The organism is Rhizobium sp. BK399, from assembly GCF_014194695.1.
GTDB lineage: Bacteria > Pseudomonadota > Alphaproteobacteria > Rhizobiales > Rhizobiaceae > Rhizobium.
Genome location: NZ_JACIAH010000016.1, coordinates 1 through 14,925, shown reverse-complemented (window position 1 = coordinate 14,925; position 14,925 = coordinate 1). Strand labels below are relative to the sequence as shown.

At 59.4% G+C, this 14,925-nt stretch carries 16 protein-coding genes; 8 read left to right on the top strand and 8 right to left on the bottom strand.

Annotated elements, in window-relative coordinates:
* Nucleotides 1-7 precede the first annotated feature (7 nt).
* Complete coding sequence (locus tag FHT97_RS24715; protein ID WP_183864550.1) at nucleotides 8-472, bottom strand: GNAT family N-acetyltransferase; 465 nt, start codon at nucleotides 470-472, stop codon at nucleotides 8-10.
* Nucleotides 469-3,393 (bottom strand): excinuclease ABC subunit UvrA, encoded by a 2,925-nt coding sequence (gene uvrA, locus FHT97_RS24710; RefSeq protein ID WP_183864549.1) that lies wholly within the window; start codon nucleotides 3,391-3,393, stop codon nucleotides 469-471. Before uvrA ends, FHT97_RS24715 begins: the two co-directional genes overlap by 4 nt.
* A gap of 249 nt (nucleotides 3,394-3,642) precedes the next feature.
* On the opposite strand from uvrA, the gene FHT97_RS24705 reads away from it, so the two are divergent.
* Together FHT97_RS24705 and FHT97_RS24700 are read left to right on the top strand one after the other, a co-directional pair.
* Nucleotides 3,643-4,179 (top strand): single-stranded DNA-binding protein, encoded by a 537-nt coding sequence (locus FHT97_RS24705; protein ID WP_183864548.1) that lies wholly within the window; start codon nucleotides 3,643-3,645, stop codon nucleotides 4,177-4,179.
* A 316-nt stretch (nucleotides 4,180-4,495) separates the two neighbouring features.
* Complete coding sequence (locus FHT97_RS24700; protein WP_183864547.1) at nucleotides 4,496-4,891, top strand: hypothetical protein; 396 nt, start codon at nucleotides 4,496-4,498, stop codon at nucleotides 4,889-4,891.
* Here the strand turns inward: FHT97_RS24700 and FHT97_RS24695 are convergent.
* Complete coding sequence (locus FHT97_RS24695) at nucleotides 4,888-5,529, bottom strand: MarC family protein (protein ID WP_183864546.1); 642 nt, start codon at nucleotides 5,527-5,529, stop codon at nucleotides 4,888-4,890. The two genes, FHT97_RS24700 and FHT97_RS24695, sit on opposite strands and share 4 nt — an antisense overlap.
* Nucleotides 5,530-5,754: 225 nt before the next feature.
* On the opposite strand from FHT97_RS24695, the gene gyrA reads away from it, so the two are divergent.
* Nucleotides 5,755-8,541 carry a DNA gyrase subunit A gene (gene gyrA / locus FHT97_RS24690; RefSeq protein ID WP_183864545.1) on the top strand — a complete coding sequence of 929 codons (2,787 nt, stop codon included), beginning with the start codon at nucleotides 5,755-5,757 and terminating at the stop codon, nucleotides 8,539-8,541.
* 223 nt (nucleotides 8,542-8,764) lie between these two features.
* On the opposite strand, the gene FHT97_RS31465 is transcribed toward gyrA, so the two are convergent.
* The 3 genes from FHT97_RS31465 to FHT97_RS24680 form a co-directional block, all read right to left on the bottom strand.
* On the bottom strand, nucleotides 8,765-8,899 hold the full coding sequence (locus FHT97_RS31465) for a hypothetical protein (protein WP_259130528.1): 135 nt from the start codon (nucleotides 8,897-8,899) through the stop codon (nucleotides 8,765-8,767).
* A 33-nt stretch (nucleotides 8,900-8,932) separates the two neighbouring features.
* Nucleotides 8,933-9,088 (bottom strand): hypothetical protein, encoded by a 156-nt coding sequence (locus FHT97_RS24685; RefSeq protein ID WP_183757280.1) that lies wholly within the window; start codon nucleotides 9,086-9,088, stop codon nucleotides 8,933-8,935.
* A gap of 89 nt (nucleotides 9,089-9,177) precedes the next feature.
* Nucleotides 9,178-9,399 carry a hypothetical protein gene (locus tag FHT97_RS24680; protein WP_183864544.1) on the bottom strand — a complete coding sequence of 74 codons (222 nt, stop codon included), beginning with the start codon at nucleotides 9,397-9,399 and terminating at the stop codon, nucleotides 9,178-9,180.
* A gap of 178 nt (nucleotides 9,400-9,577) precedes the next feature.
* Here FHT97_RS24680 and coaD point away from each other — a divergent pair, with 178 nt between their 5' ends.
* The 5 genes from coaD (at nucleotide 9,578) to tgt (ending at nucleotide 13,492) form a co-directional block, all read left to right on the top strand.
* Complete coding sequence (gene coaD / locus FHT97_RS24675) at nucleotides 9,578-10,072, top strand: pantetheine-phosphate adenylyltransferase (protein WP_183864543.1); 495 nt, start codon at nucleotides 9,578-9,580, stop codon at nucleotides 10,070-10,072.
* 28 nt (nucleotides 10,073-10,100) lie between these two features.
* Nucleotides 10,101-10,670: a peptidylprolyl isomerase gene (locus FHT97_RS24670; protein WP_183757283.1), complete on the top strand. Its 570-nt coding sequence runs from the start codon at nucleotides 10,101-10,103 to the stop codon at nucleotides 10,668-10,670.
* Between the two features lie 26 nt (nucleotides 10,671-10,696).
* On the top strand, nucleotides 10,697-11,206 hold the full coding sequence (locus FHT97_RS24665) for a peptidylprolyl isomerase (protein ID WP_183864542.1): 510 nt from the start codon (nucleotides 10,697-10,699) through the stop codon (nucleotides 11,204-11,206).
* Between the two features lie 72 nt (nucleotides 11,207-11,278).
* Complete coding sequence (gene queA / locus FHT97_RS24660) at nucleotides 11,279-12,361, top strand: tRNA preQ1(34) S-adenosylmethionine ribosyltransferase-isomerase QueA (RefSeq protein ID WP_183864541.1); 1,083 nt, start codon at nucleotides 11,279-11,281, stop codon at nucleotides 12,359-12,361.
* Nucleotides 12,362-13,492, top strand: coding sequence for a tRNA guanosine(34) transglycosylase Tgt (gene tgt, locus FHT97_RS24655; RefSeq protein ID WP_183864540.1), 1,131 nt, complete (start codon nucleotides 12,362-12,364; stop codon nucleotides 13,490-13,492). It begins immediately after the preceding gene.
* Nucleotides 13,493-13,542: 50 nt separating this feature from the next.
* Here the strand turns inward: tgt and FHT97_RS24650 are convergent, their stop codons facing one another.
* Both FHT97_RS24650 and FHT97_RS24645 read right to left on the bottom strand, forming a co-directional pair.
* Nucleotides 13,543-13,971 carry a DUF4864 domain-containing protein gene (locus tag FHT97_RS24650; protein ID WP_183864539.1) on the bottom strand — a complete coding sequence of 143 codons (429 nt, stop codon included), beginning with the start codon at nucleotides 13,969-13,971 and terminating at the stop codon, nucleotides 13,543-13,545.
* Between the two features lie 128 nt (nucleotides 13,972-14,099).
* Nucleotides 14,100-14,288, bottom strand: coding sequence for a hypothetical protein (locus FHT97_RS24645; protein ID WP_183864538.1), 189 nt, complete (start codon nucleotides 14,286-14,288; stop codon nucleotides 14,100-14,102).
* Between the last annotated feature and the right edge of the window lie 637 nt (nucleotides 14,289-14,925).

Here is a 14,925-nt window from a genome sequence, read left to right as displayed (position 1 = left end):
CCTCTGATTATATCTGTGCGTCGACATGCTTTGCCATGTCGACGATCACCCATCCTGGCCTATGCGGATTTTCGCGGCGACCCGTTTCCTGAAAGCCAAATGCTCGATAGAGCGCAATATTCCGTTCCATGCGCGCATTCGTGTAGAGACGCACTTCCGGAAGCTGCCATTCCCGCGCGGTCGCTTCCACCCATCTCAGAATGGCAAGACCGTGACCGCCGCCCTGAAATTTCGGCGAGACGGCGACGCTGAAGAGCATCACATGGTCCGGGTGCCGCTCAATGACGGCCAGACCGGCAAGCCCGCCGAGTACCTCCCGCAGCCAGACCTCACCGCGTTCAATGCGCGGCGCGTAGTCCTCGGTGACGGGGATCGGCGGGCGCCCAAGCAGACGCGTATATGGAGCATAGGCTTCGGCGGTCAGCGCTTCGACCGCCTGCAGATCATCGAGCGACGCCGCTCTCAGCATCACTCAGCTGCCACTACGGCTTTTCCAGCAGGTCGCCGTTCAAGCAACTCCTTCAGGAATTGCCCGGTATAGGACCGCTTCTCCTTGACGATCGCTTCAGGCGTGCCGACGGCGACGATTTCGCCGCCACCATCGCCGCCTTCCGGACCGAAATCGAGAATCCAGTCCGCGGTCTTGATCACCTCGAGATTGTGCTCGATCACAACGACCGAATTACCCTGATTGACCAGCTCCTGCAGCATCTCCAGGAGCTTGGCGACATCGTGGAAATGCAGGCCAGTCGTCGGCTCGTCCAAGATATAGAGGGTACGGCCGGTCGACCGCTTCGACAGCTCCTTGGCCAGCTTGACACGCTGCGCCTCGCCGCCGGACAGCGTATTGGCCTGCTGCCCGACCTTGATGTACCCAAGGCCAACATCCTTCAACGCCTGCAGCTTGTCACGCACGGCTGGAACAGCCGCGAAGAAGTCGACGCCTTCCTCGACAGTCATATCCAGCACGTCGGCAATCGACTTGTGCTTGAACGTGACGTCGAGCGTTTCCCTGTTGTAGCGCTTGCCATGACAGACATCGCAGGTGACGTAGACATCAGGCAGGAAGTGCATCTCGATCTTGATGACGCCGTCGCCCTGGCAGGCTTCGCAGCGTCCGCCCTTGACGTTGAACGAGAAGCGTCCCGGCTGATAGCCGCGCGCCTTCGCTTCCGGCAGACCGGCAAACCAGTCGCGGATCGGGGTGAACGCGCCCGTATAGGTCGCGGGGTTGGAGCGCGGCGTGCGGCCGATCGGCGACTGATCGATGTCGATGACCTTGTCGATGTGCTCGAAACCGTCGATGCGGTCATGATCGGCGGGAATTTCACGCGCGCCCATGACGCGCCGCGCGGCAGATTTATACAGCGTCTCGATCAGGAACGTGGACTTGCCGCCCCCCGATACGCCGGTAACGGCCGTAAAGACGCCGAGAGGGATGGAGGCGGTGACATTCTTCAGATTGTTGCCGCGGGCACCGACGACCTTGATCTCCTTGCCCTTCTTGGCCTTGCGCCGTTCGTCTGGAACCGGAACGCCGAGTTCACCGGACAGATATTTGCCGGTCAGCGACTTCGGGTTCGCCATGATCTCTTGCGGCGTACCGTGGGCGATCACCTGGCCACCATGGATGCCGGCCGCCGGACCGATGTCGACGACATCGTCGGCGGTCAAGATCGCGTCCTCGTCATGCTCGACCACGATCACGGTATTGCCGATATCACGAAGGTGCTTCAGCGTATCGAGCAATCGAGCGTTGTCGCGCTGATGCAGGCCGATCGACGGCTCGTCGAGGACATACAAGACGCCGGTCAGGCCGGAACCGATCTGCGACGCCAGCCGGATGCGCTGGCTCTCGCCACCGGACAAGGTCCCGGAGTTTCGCGACAGGCTGAGATAGTCCAGGCCGACGTCATTGAGGAAGCGCAGGCGGTCGCGGATCTCCTTGAGGATGCGAACGGCAATCTCATTCTGCTTGGCGCTCAGCGACTGCGGCAGAACTTCGAACCAGTCGCGGGCGACGCGGATCGACATGTCGGTCACCTGGCCGATATGCAGCGCGTTGATCTTGACAGCAAGTGCCTCCGGCTTCAGGCGATAGCCGCCGCAAGACGGGCAGGGGGCCGCCGACATATAGCGCTCGATTTCCTCGCGCGCCCAGGCGGAATCCGTCTCCTTCCAGCGGCGCTCGAGATTGGTGATGATGCCCTCGAAATTCTTATGCGTGGTATAAGACCGCGCACCATCGGCATAGTGAAACTCGATCTTCTCGTCGGTGCCATTCAGGATGACGTCCTTGACCATATCGGACAGATCGTTCCACCGCGCACCGAGCTTGAAGCCGTAGTGTTTACCGAGGGCCTCCAGCGTCTGGTTGTAATAGGGCGATGTCGACTTCGCCCACGGCGCAATGGCGCCATCGCGTAGCGTGCGCTCAGGCTCGGGCACGATCAGATTGGCGTCGATCTTCTGCTGTGCGCCAAGACCGTCGCAGGTCGGGCAGGCGCCGGCTGGATTGTTGAAGGAAAAAAGCCGCGGCTCGATCTCGGGAATGGTGAAGCCCGACACCGGGCAGGCGAATTTTTCCGAGAAGAGGACTCGCTCGTGCGTTTCGTTGAGCGACTTGTTGGCAGACCCGCCGGCGGCGGTTTCTTCCAGCGGCAACGGCTTGTCGGCGAACTCCGCAACGGCCAAGCCGTCGGCAAGCTTTAGCGAGGTCTCGAAGCTGTCTGCGAGCCGCGATGCCATATCGGGGCGGACGACAATGCGGTCGACCACGATATCGATATCGTGCTTGTACTTCTTATCCAGGCCTGGGACGTCCGCGATCTCGTAGAACTGGCCATCGACCTTCACGCGCTGGAAGCCCTTCTTCATCAGGTCCGCCAGCTCTTTCTTGTACTCGCCCTTACGCCCGCGCACGAGCGGCGCGAGGATGTAGAGACGCGTGCCTTCCCCGAACTCCAGCACGCGGTCGACCATCTGGCTGACCGTCTGGCTCTCGATCGGTAGCCCGGTTGCAGGCGAATACGGTATGCCGACGCGCGCAAAGAGCAGACGCATGTAGTCGTAGATCTCGGTCACCGTACCGACCGTCGAGCGCGGATTGCGCGAGGTCGTCTTCTGCTCAATCGAAATCGCCGGCGACAGGCCGTCGATTTGATCGACGTCGGGCTTCTGCATCATTTCGAGGAACTGGCGCGCATAGGCCGACAGGCTTTCGACATAGCGCCTCTGGCCTTCCGCATAGATCGTATCGAAGGCAAGCGACGACTTTCCGGATCCCGAAAGGCCGGTCATGACGATCAGTTTGTTTCGCGGCAGATCGAGATCGATGCCCTTCAAATTGTGCTCGCGCGCGCCGCGGATGGAAATCGTCTTCAGTTCGCTCATCGTCTTCTGCTTCTGTGCTGGAACAAGCCCCTTATTTAGTGATGCCGGCTGGCGAGTCGAGGCTCAATGTCCGTCTGCTGCAAGGTTTTCGATTCGGTTGACAGGATCATAGGGATAAACTAGAACAAATAAAGAACAAAATTCTCTGTGGATGAACCGGCTATGGGCGCCCATCGCCGGCGCCCTATGGTTTAAGGTGCACCGATTGTTTCAAGCGCCGCCGGGCAGGGCGGCAGGTAAGGTGAAAGTATGGCTGGCAGCGTAAACAAGGTAATTCTGATCGGGAACGTGGGCGCTGACCCCGAAATCCGGCGGACCCAGGATGGCCGGCCGATCGCCAATCTTCGCATCGCGACGTCCGAGACCTGGCGCGACCGCAACTCTGGCGAACGCCGCGAGAAGACGGAATGGCATACTGTCGTGGTCTTCAACGAGGGCCTCTGCAAGGTCGTCGAGCAGTATGTGAAGAAGGGCGCCAAGCTCTACATCGAAGGTGCGCTGCAGACCCGCAAGTGGCAGGACCAGAATGGCCAGGACCGCTATTCGACGGAAGTCGTTTTGCAGGGCTTCGGCTCGACGCTGACGATGCTCGACGGTCGCGGCGAGGGCGGAGGCGCAAGCTCCGGCTTTGGCGGCGGTCGCAGCAGCAATGCCGGCGGTGGCGATTTCGGTGGCGGCGGTGGCTACGGCGACGATTACGGCGCGCCCTCGCAATCGTCCGGCCGCAGCAGCGGCGGTAGCGGCGGAAACTTCTCGCGCGACCTCGACGACGATATCCCGTTCTGATCGAAGCCGTCATCACGGCATCTCTGACGGCGCGCCGAGAGGTGCGCCGAACGCGTTTTGGCTCGAGGCTCGGCGCAGCCGGCTCTTTCTCACGGGCCCAAGACTTCAGCCGGACCGGGCCCATCTCGGCAGCGCCCGGTCACCATTCCATCGCGATACCTCAGTCGAATAGGCGGACGCGATGCATTTCAGTCGATCATTCTAGTCAAAGTGACGGCGCTTCACTCTCCGAAAGGATAGGCACGGCTGGGTTCTCAAATCTCCAGACCCGCGCGATATTCGTAGGATGACAGAAGCGAACTCCCAATTTCGGTCAATGACGGCCAGTGCTGCGAGAACGATGGTCGCGCACGACCTTCTTGAATTGGGGTTGGATCTCGACCGCCTGAGCGAAAACCACTTGCGGACGCTGTGGGGCGAATTCAAGTCTCTCCGCGCAGAGGAGCCGCACATCAGATCTGTCGCAATCCGGATTTTCGTCTGGTACGTGGTTGAGAGCAAACTGTTCAACTCCGCCGCGATGCGCAGGTCCGGCGCCATCGGCAGATCAATCGCCACGATGAGGGCATGGGCCGAAACCGATCCGGCACTGACCTCGGTCGTGCTTCGCGAAGCCGAGGCAGTAAAGTTATTCCTTTATCAAATATTCGAACGGGCCGATGCGCCTCGGCAAACGATCCTGGAAGCACAAAAGCGCCTACTCCAGGCCTAGCCCGCGGGCATTGTGACCAAGGTGGACTTCAGGCCGTCAACGACGAATTGCGTTGCCAGCGCGGCCAGGATGACGCCGAGAAGGCGCGTCAGAATTGCGCGCCCCGTAACACCCAGGAAACGATCGACTCTTTCAGCGACAAGCAAGGAGAAAAAGAGCAGTAGCAGGTTCGATGCAAGGACGATGATCAATTGCGCGCGCTCGATGGAGCTGTGCATTGACCCGGCAATCAGGATGGTCGCGGAAATCGCGCCGGGACCGGCGATTAGCGGAATCGCCAACGGAAAAACCGAAATATTATGGATATGATCGATGGTGATTGCGGCCGTGCTCGTCTTCTCCTTGCGGTCCTGCCGCTTCTCGAAAACCATTTCAAACGCAATCCAGAACAAGAGAAGGCCACCGGCGATGCGAAAGGCGCCGATCGAGATGCCGAGGACACCGAGCACACTCGCGCCGAACAGCGCGAAGATGGCAAGGATGACAAAGGCGATGATCGAGCCGCGCAGCGCCACCTGCTTTCGCTGGCTACGGCTCATACCGGTGGTTAGCCCGAGGAAGATTGGCGCAAGGCCAGGCGGATCGATGGTGACAAGCAGCGTCGTGAAGGCGTTGATCAGTTGGTCGGCGCTTGCCATTGTCCCTCCATGAGCCCATATAAACGCTCGGTTTTGGACGATTGTGATGCGGAGAAATCAATTTGGCAAATGGCGCTCTTCGAATGGCGTAAATAGTTGCCATTGAGGCCAAAATTGCCCTCATAAGACCGCAAAAGACTGTTCAAAACTCTCGCCAAAATTGGCGCAGGAACAGCCTTTCCGCTATAAATCTTCAAGTGATTCTAGAAGAGATCGTGATCCGTTTTGACTGAGCAAACACCCCCCGGCGGCGGGAAGCTCCCGCCAGGCATCGAGCCCATCTCCATCATGGAGGAAATGCAGCGGTCGTATCTCGATTACGCGATGAGCGTTATCGTCAGCCGCGCCTTGCCTGATGTGCGCGACGGCCTCAAGCCTGTGCACCGCCGCATCCTCTACGGCATGTCCGAGCTCGGCATCGACTGGAACAAGAAATACGTCAAGTGCGCCCGCGTGACCGGGGATGTGATGGGTAAATACCATCCGCATGGCAACTCGGCGATTTACGACGCGCTGGCGCGAATGGCCCAGGACTGGTCTCTTCGCCTGCCGTTGATCGACGGCCAGGGCAACTTCGGCTCCGTCGACGGCGATCCGCCAGCGGCAGAGCGTTACACCGAATGCCGTCTGGAGAAGGCCGCGCATTCGCTGCTCGACGATCTCGACAAGGAGACAGTCGATTTCCGCGACAACTATGACGGCACGCTGTCGGAGCCCGTCGTCGTTCCCGCGAAATTCCCGAACCTCTTGGTCAACGGGGCAGGCGGCATCGCCGTCGGTATGGCGACCAATATTCCGCCACACAATCTTGGCGAAGTCATCGACGGCTGTATCGCGCTGATCGACAATCCGGCCATCGAACTTCCGGATATCATGCAGATCATTCCTGGCCCGGATTTTCCGACAGGCGCCAAGATCCTTGGCCGCGCCGGCATTCGTTCGGCTTACGAGACCGGCCGCGGTTCGGTGATCATGCGCGGCGTTGCGACGATCGAGCCGATGCGCGGCGATCGCGAGCAGATCATCATCACCGAGATCCCGTATCAGGTGAACAAGTCGACGATGATCGAGAAGATGGCCGAACTGGTGCGCGACAAGCGCATCGAGGGTATCTCCGACCTTCGCGACGAGTCCGACCGCCAGGGCTACCGCGTTGTCGTCGAGCTGAAACGCGACGCAAATGCCGACGTGATCCTGAACCAGCTTTACCGCTATACCCCGCTGCAGACATCCTTCGGCTGCAACATGGTGGCGCTAAACGGCGGCAAGCCGGAACAGTTGCAGCTGCTCGACATGCTGCGCGCCTTCGTTTTCTTCCGCGAGGAAGTCGTTAGCCGGAGAACGAAATTTCTCTTGCGCAAAGCGCGCGAGCGGGCGCACGTATTGGTCGGTCTCGCAATTGCCGTCGCCAATATCGATGAAATCATCCGCACGATCAGGCAGGCGCCGGATCCGCAGACCGCACGCGAAGAACTGATGACCCGCCGTTGGCCGGCATCCGACGTCGAGAGCCTGATCCGACTGATCGATGATCCGCGTCACCGTATCAACGAGGATATGACGTACAACCTCTCGGAAGAGCAGGCGCGTGCCATCCTCGAATTGCGCCTGGCGCGTCTGACAGCTCTTGGCCGCGACGAAATTGGAGACGAACTCAATAAGATAGGCGAAGAAATTAAGGATTATCTTGAGATCCTATCGTCGCGCGTCCGGATCCAGACAATCGTCAAGGAAGAGCTTGCTGCGGTTCGCGACGAATTCGGCACGCCGCGCCGCACGGAAATCATGGACGGCGGGCTTGAGATGGACGATGAGGATCTCATTGCCCGCGAAGACATGGTCGTGACCGTCTCGCATCTCGGCTATATCAAGCGCGTGCCGCTGACGACCTATCGCGCGCAGCGCCGTGGCGGCAAGGGTCGCTCCGGTATGACGACGCGAGACGAGGATTTCGTTAGCCAGCTATTCGTTCTCAACACACATACGCCGGTTCTGTTCTTCTCATCGCGCGGTATCGTCTACAAGGAGAAGGTCTATCGCCTGCCAATCGGCACGCCGACGGCGCGTGGCAAGGCGCTGATCAACATGCTGCCGCTGGAGCCCGGCGAACGCATCACCACCATTCTGCCGCTGCCCGAGGACGAGGAAAGCTGGGACAAGCTCGACGTGATGTTCTCGACAACGCGCGGCACCGTTCGCCGTAACAAGCTTTCGGACTTCGTCCAGGTCAACCGTAACGGCAAGATCGCGATGAAGCTGGAGGAAGAGGGCGACGAAATCCTCTCCGTCGAGACGTGCACCGAACATGACGACGTGCTTCTGACTACCGCGCTGGGCCAATGCATACGCTTCCCCGTCGATGACGTCCGCGTCTTTGCCGGCCGCAACTCCATCGGTGTCCGCGGCATCAACCTCGGTGATGGCGATCGCATCATCTCGATGACAATTGTCGGCCACGTGGATGCCGAGCCCTGGGAGCGCGCGGCCTATCTCAAGCGTGCTGCAAGCGAGCGACGCTTGACGACAGGTGACGCTGAGGAAATCTCGCTCGTCGGCGAGGAGGTCACCGAAGAGGGGCAACTGAGCGACGAGCGCTACGAAGAACTGAAGGCGCGCGAGCAATACGTGCTCACGGTTTCCGAAAAGGGCTTCGGCAAGCGCTCCTCTTCTTACGACTTCCGGATTTCTGGCCGCGGTGGCAAGGGTATTCGGGCTACCGATACGTCGAAGACCGCGGAGATCGGCGAGCTGGTAGCGGCCTTCCCGGTTAACGAGGGCGACCAGATTATGCTGGTTTCCGATGGCGGGCAGCTCATCCGCGTCCCCGTGGGCGGCATCCGCATCGCCAGCCGCGCGACGAAGGGCGTGACTATCTTCTCGACGGCTAAGGACGAAAAGGTGGTATCCGTCGAGCGCATCAGCGAGCCCGAGGAAGAAGAGGCAGAAGACGTTACCGAGAATGGCGACGACATTGGGCCCGCCGCCGAGAGCGCGCCTGACGCGGACGCTTGACGTAGTGAAATGGCGACTTTGAAAACCGGGCAAGCTGCCCGGTTTTCTTTTGCGCGACGGCAGGGAAATCGATGACGTCATGATGGTTCGGCGTCTAGCGGACCAAGAGCGTCTCTCGTCGGCACCACACGCGAGATCACCATTGCCGTCCCAAGCATGCAAAAGGCCGAATGACAGAGTCATCCGGCCTTGAAATCGGGGCGTTCCTAGGTCAGCGTCAGCGCTAGAACCAACTCTGCTTTCCATCGACCTTCTTCAACTCTTCGCTTTCATGGCGAAGAGCGGCGATGGTGGAGGCCACGGACACGACAAACATGATGCTGATTAGGGCAGTAAGCACAGTCAATATCGTGAACATGAGCAATCCTCCTGGGCTTTGCGTTCACGTTCCTTAGTACTGGCTCGTTATCGCCGCGCGTGCCGACGCATAGGGGCCATATACCTTGGACGCATCCACTTTGTGATCGTAGAGCGCGATAGTCGCTGCAAGCATACCGGTCATCATTACCATCCAGACGGCATTAATCATGGTAATCTTATTGGGCATTTTTTCTTCCTTGTGCAGCGTATCGCGTTACGCTTCGGTTGAGTGAACGCATGCGTGCGAAAATGGTTCCAGGGGTATTGGCCGGTCATTTACCAAGGCCGATCTGAAGCGACTTTGAATGCGTCGTTCATCTGGCGTTCAGAATTCTTAATCGGTTTAAACGCAACATTTCCGGTCGCACGCACGATTGCGTAATGTTCCCGCACGCTTGGCCGAACCCAACCTGCATCCATCTTATCTTGCACGTAGCCGTAGAAAAATTCGGCAAGCAGCGAGACGATGACAGCGAGTGCAACAATGATGATCAGCATGAGCGCTTCCGGGGAGGGGCCGATGCCGGAATGACATCGGCTGTTGACGCTCTCTGTTATAGAGATCTCGCCTGAAGCCGGCTTGAATGCCGCATTCATCCACCGTTCAGCGACGGGCAAACGACTTGCGGGCGACCTTTATCCGTGACAAAAGGCGTCGAAACAAACGGCTAGGCCAATGACGACAGCTTTCTATCCGGGGTCGTTCGACCCACTGACCAACGGACATCTGGATGTGCTCATCCAGTCGCTGAATGTTGCGTCCGAGGTTATTGTCGCGATCGGCATCCATCCCGGCAAGACGCCGCTCTTTTCCTTCAATGAGCGGGCGGATCTCATTCGCCAGTCTCTGGCGGATGCGCTGCCTGAGAAGGCCAGGAATATCTCGGTCGTTTCCTTCGACAATCTCGTGGTCGATGCGGCGCGCACTCATGGCGCTGCGCTCCTGATCCGCGGCCTGCGTGACGGTACCGATCTCGACTACGAAATGCAGATGGCCGGCATGAACCGCCAGATGGCGCCTGACATTCAAACCATCTTTCTACCGGCCGGAACAGCCTCGCGGCCCATAACCGCCACATTGGTCCGGCAAATCGCTGCCATGGGAGGCGATGTCAGCGCCTTTGTACCGGCTGCCGTCTTGAAAGCCCTTCAATCCAAGCGCAAATCCTAGGCGACATTTTCGCCGCAACGGAGCCAACATGAAACTCTTCTATCTCGCATTTGCAGGCGTGCTTTACCTTGCTTCGTTCGCCGGCGACGCGTTCGCGCAGTCCAGTGACACGCTGACGATCCAGCTGAAGGACGGCCCGGTCGTAGTCCAGCTTATGCCCGACGTTGCGCCGAAGCACGTCGCGCAGATCGAAGCGCTTGCCAAGAAGGGCGCATATGACAACGTGGCCTTCCATCGCGTCATCGAAGGCTTCATGGCGCAGACTGGCGACGTGAAGTTCGGCAACATGGAAAAGGGCTTTGATGCAAGCCTTGCCGGCACCGGCGGCTCCGACCTGCCCGATCTGCCTGCAGAGTTTTCGAAGACGCCTTTCGTTCGCGGCACGGTCGGCATGGCCCGCTCGCAGGATCCGAACTCGGCCAACTCGCAGTTTTTCATCATGTTCGCTGATGGATCCTTCCTCAACGGCCAGTATACCGTCGTCGGCAAGGTCGTTTCCGGCATGGAGAACGTCGACAAGATCAAGCGCGGCGAAGGCCAGAACGGCGAAGTCAGCAATCCCGACCGGATGATCAAAGTCACCGTCGGCAAGAAGTAAGTTTCAAGACAAGTAGGAGAAGAAGAATGGCCGAGATCAAAGATCCCGAAAACACCATCATCCTGGAAACCACCAAGGGCAAGGTTGTCATCCAGTTGCTGCCGGAAGTGGCGCCGGGGCACGTCGCCCGCATCAAGGAACTCGCTCGCGAGAAGGCCTATGACGGCGTTGTCTTCCATCGCGTCATCAACGATTTCATGGCGCAGACCGGCGACGTGAAGTTCGGCAAGAAGGGCAGCGAAAGCTTCAACCCGGGTCGCGCCGGCATGGGTGGCTCCGAGAAGCCGGACCTGAAGGCTGAGTTCTCTGCCGTCAGCCACATCAGGGGTACTTGCTCGATGGCTCGCTCGCAGAACCCGAACTCGGCCAACTCGCAGTTCTTCATCTGCTTCACCGACGCTCCCTGGCTGAACAAGCAGTACTCCGTCTGGGGTCAGGTCATCGAAGGCATGGACAACGTCGACAAGATCAAGAAGGGCGAGCCGGTCGTCGATCCGGACTCGATCGTCTCGATGCGGGTTGCCGCTGACGTCTGATTGTGATTTCTGCTGAAACCCGCCCTTGCGCGAAAGCGTGGGGCGGGTTTCGCTTTGCCTGGATTTTGAGTGATGCGCGTAGACCTCTTTGATTTCGACCTGCCGGATGAACGGATCGCCCTGCGGCCAGCCGAGCCGCGCGACAGCGCGCGTCTGCTCGTCGTCGACCCTGGCAGGGAGGTGCAGCTGTCGGACCATCGGGTAAGCGAACTGCCCAGCTTTCTGAGAGCAGGGGACGCGCTTGTTTTCAACGACACCAAGGTGATCCCGGCACAACTTGAGGGCATCCGTCATCGCGAAGGTGCTGGCGGTCAGCAGGTTTCGGCGACACTCCACATGCGCATCGGCGCCAGCCGCTGGAAGGCCTTCGCAAAGCCCGGCAAACGCATCAAGATCGGCGACCGTATCTCGTTCGGCCACGATGGTAGCAGCTGCCTTCTTGGCAAGCTCGAATGCACTGTCGAAGAGAAGGGCGAGGGCGGCGAAGTCACGCTTGCCTTCGACCTTTCCGGACCGATGCTCGACGAGGCCATCCATTCCGTCGGCCATATTCCGCTGCCGCCCTATATCGCCGCCAAGCGGGCCGAGGACGAGCGCGACCGCGCCGACTACCAGACAATTTATGCCCGCGAGGAGGGTGCCGTCGCGGCTCCTACGGCCGGGCTTCACTTCACGCCAGATCTTTTCGAAGCCATCGACAAGGCAGGCGTCGAGCGACATTTCGTGACGCTGCATGTCGGCGCCGGCACCTTCCTGCCTGTGAAGACCGACGACACCGACGATCACAAGATGCATCTTGAGAGCGGCTATGTCAGCGCCGAGACGGCTGCGAGCCTCAATGCCGTGAAGGCAAGGGGCGGGCGCATCATCTGCGTCGGCACGACGTCGCTCCGATTGATCGAAAGTGCCGCGCAGGAGAACGGAGAAATCCGGGCTTGGTCAGGCGCCACCGGCATCTTCATCACGCCCGGCTACCGCTTCAAGGCGGTTGACATGCTGATGACAAACTTCCATTTGCCTCGCTCCACGCTGTTCATGCTCGTTTCGGCCTTTGCCGGCTTCGAGACGATGCACGCAGCTTACAGCCACGCGATTTCGACGGGCTACCGCTTCTATTCCTATGGCGATTCCAGCCTCCTTTTCCGGAAAACCTAAATGACCGAGAACTTCCAGTTCACCCTCAAGACGACCGACGCTGGTGCCCGCCTGGGCGAGGTCTCTATGCCGCGCGGCACGATCCGCACGCCTGCTTTCATGCCTGTCGGCACCGTCGGCACCGTCAAGGCGATGTATCTTGACCAGGTTCGCGATACCGGTGCCGACATCATTCTCGGCAATACCTACCATCTCATGCTGCGCCCGACGGCCGAACGCGTTGCCCGCCTCGGCGGTCTTCACAAGCTGATCCGCTGGGACGGGCCGATCCTGACCGACAGCGGCGGGTTCCAGGTCATGTCGCTCTCCGGCCTTCGCAAGCTCGATGAGCAGGGAGTAACCTTCAAGTCGCATGTCGACGGCAGCCTGCACCACATGTCGCCGGAGCGTTCGATCGAGATCCAGGGATTGCTGGATTCCGACATTCAGATGCAGCTCGACGAGTGCGTGGCACTTCCTGCGGAACCGCGCGAAATCGAGCGCGCCATGGAGCTGTCGCTACGCTGGGCCGAACGATGCAAGATCGCCTTCGGCAACCAACCGGGGAAGGCGATGTTCGGCATCGTGCAGGGTGGGGATGTGCCGGCACTTCGAGTCCGCTCGGCCGCGGCCCTGACCGATCTCGATCTCAAGGGCTATGCGGTCGGCGGTCTCGCTGTCGGCGAGCCTCAGGACGTCATGCTGAAGATGCTCGAGGAAACGCTGCCGGTGCTGCCGACGGAAAAGCCGCGCTACCTCATGGGCGTCGGCACGCCTGACGACATCCTGAAGTCCGTCGCTCGCGGCATCGATATGTTCGACTGCGTCATGCCGACCCGTTCCGGCCGGCACGGGCTTGCCTTTACGCGCCGCGGCAAGGTCAACATCCGCAACGCCCGCCACGCCGAGGATATGCGTCCGCTCGATGACCAGTCGAATTGCCCGGCTTCGCGTGACTACTCGCGCGCCTACCTGCATCACCTCGTACGCGCCAATGAGGCGCTCGGCGGCATGCTGCTCTCCTGGCACAATCTTGCTTACTACCAGGAACTGATGCAGGGCATCCGCAAGGCGATCGCTGAAGGCCGGTTTGCCGACTTTATGGCAGAGACCCAGGAAGAATGGGCGAGGGGCGACCTGGAGCCGGTATAAGACGGGAAGGGCACTGCACTCCGTCCGGTGGAAGCCCGCCTGCCCGCCACTCAGATGCCCTTGCTTTCGGTGTTCGGCACGATCTGGACGCCATTGATCTTGTAGTTTCCGTCGGGTTGGCGGGCCACCTGATAAATCGCGGTCCAGTCCTTGCCGTCGCGTCCTGATATCAGTACCTCGTGATAGATCATCGCGCCGTTGTCGATCGATCGGCTGCGGCCGAAGGCATAGTTGCCGGGATGATAAACCGGCTCATAGCTCTTCTTGACCATCGCGAAGAAAACATTCTTGTCGGGATAGATCGCCTTGATACCGGGCGCAGCATAGGAATAGGCCGTATCAACATCGTCGTTCAAGAATGCCTTGATCTGCGCCTCGATCATCGTACGCGTCGTGTCGATCGGATCCTCGGCCCGAGTGGTACCAAGAAAAACGAAAGACGCGGCAAACAGAATGAAAATTGCAAGAATGGCGCGCATGGCAACGGCTCCGGCTGTGTCAGCGTATTCTAAAGCAGTCTACGGACAAGGGAAGGGGCAGGAAGGCATGGCGCTTTCGCTTTGGTGGCGGGGTCGCGACGCCTCGCGACCCCGCCTGCGTCTACAGCCTAGCCGAGGGCCTTGAAGAGCAGTGCGCCCGCACCTGTCGAAAACAGGAAGGTCATCACCTTGAAAAGTTCGTCAAGCATCGCGGTGCTGTGCACCGTCGGAAAAATAATGGGCAGCGTAGCAATCGCGAAGGCGGCAAGGCCGCAGAATACCGTAAGAATAATGGCAGTTGCTTTGAGGAGATTCATAGGATTCCTCTTGTCTGTTAAGATCGAGAGAAAACCCGCTATCCAAGCAAGGAACTTCCCCCGATCGAGTGGATCGAGAACGAAGTTCCTCGCCATTCTCCATCGACTGCCCACTCACGCGGGCAAGGATGGCTGAGGGAACCAAAGAAACGGGTAGAAACGGATAGCTGGCGATGGAGAAAGCCGAGTCATCCACCTGATTAATATCAGGCACTCCCCATATACCTCATTGCTAATATTTATATAAGCGCGATGCATCCGGGCTGTTGCGCTCAACGACTATACATGCCGCCCGGCGGCGGCGCCGTTATCGGAGTGTCGCGATCATGGCAAAAATCCCGAACCAGTTCGCGAGTGATCGTCATGCCGTAGCGGCGGAGCAAAGGTGCAATTTCTGTCTGCTGATCGTTTCTCATGCATCCGCGCGATCAACGCCGCCATTCGCATATTCAACTGTAGGACAAACTAGGGGAGCTCCATCCACCACCACGAAATCATGGCCATTATCGTGTTCTCGTCGGGTTTGAAGATGGAACCGCTTCGTGTGAGTTCATGCTGAACCGCGACTTTTGTGGCTCATCAAGCTAGCCGGCATGTCTGATCTGCGCGAGCAGTTTCTTTCGGAAGACTTCGGCCG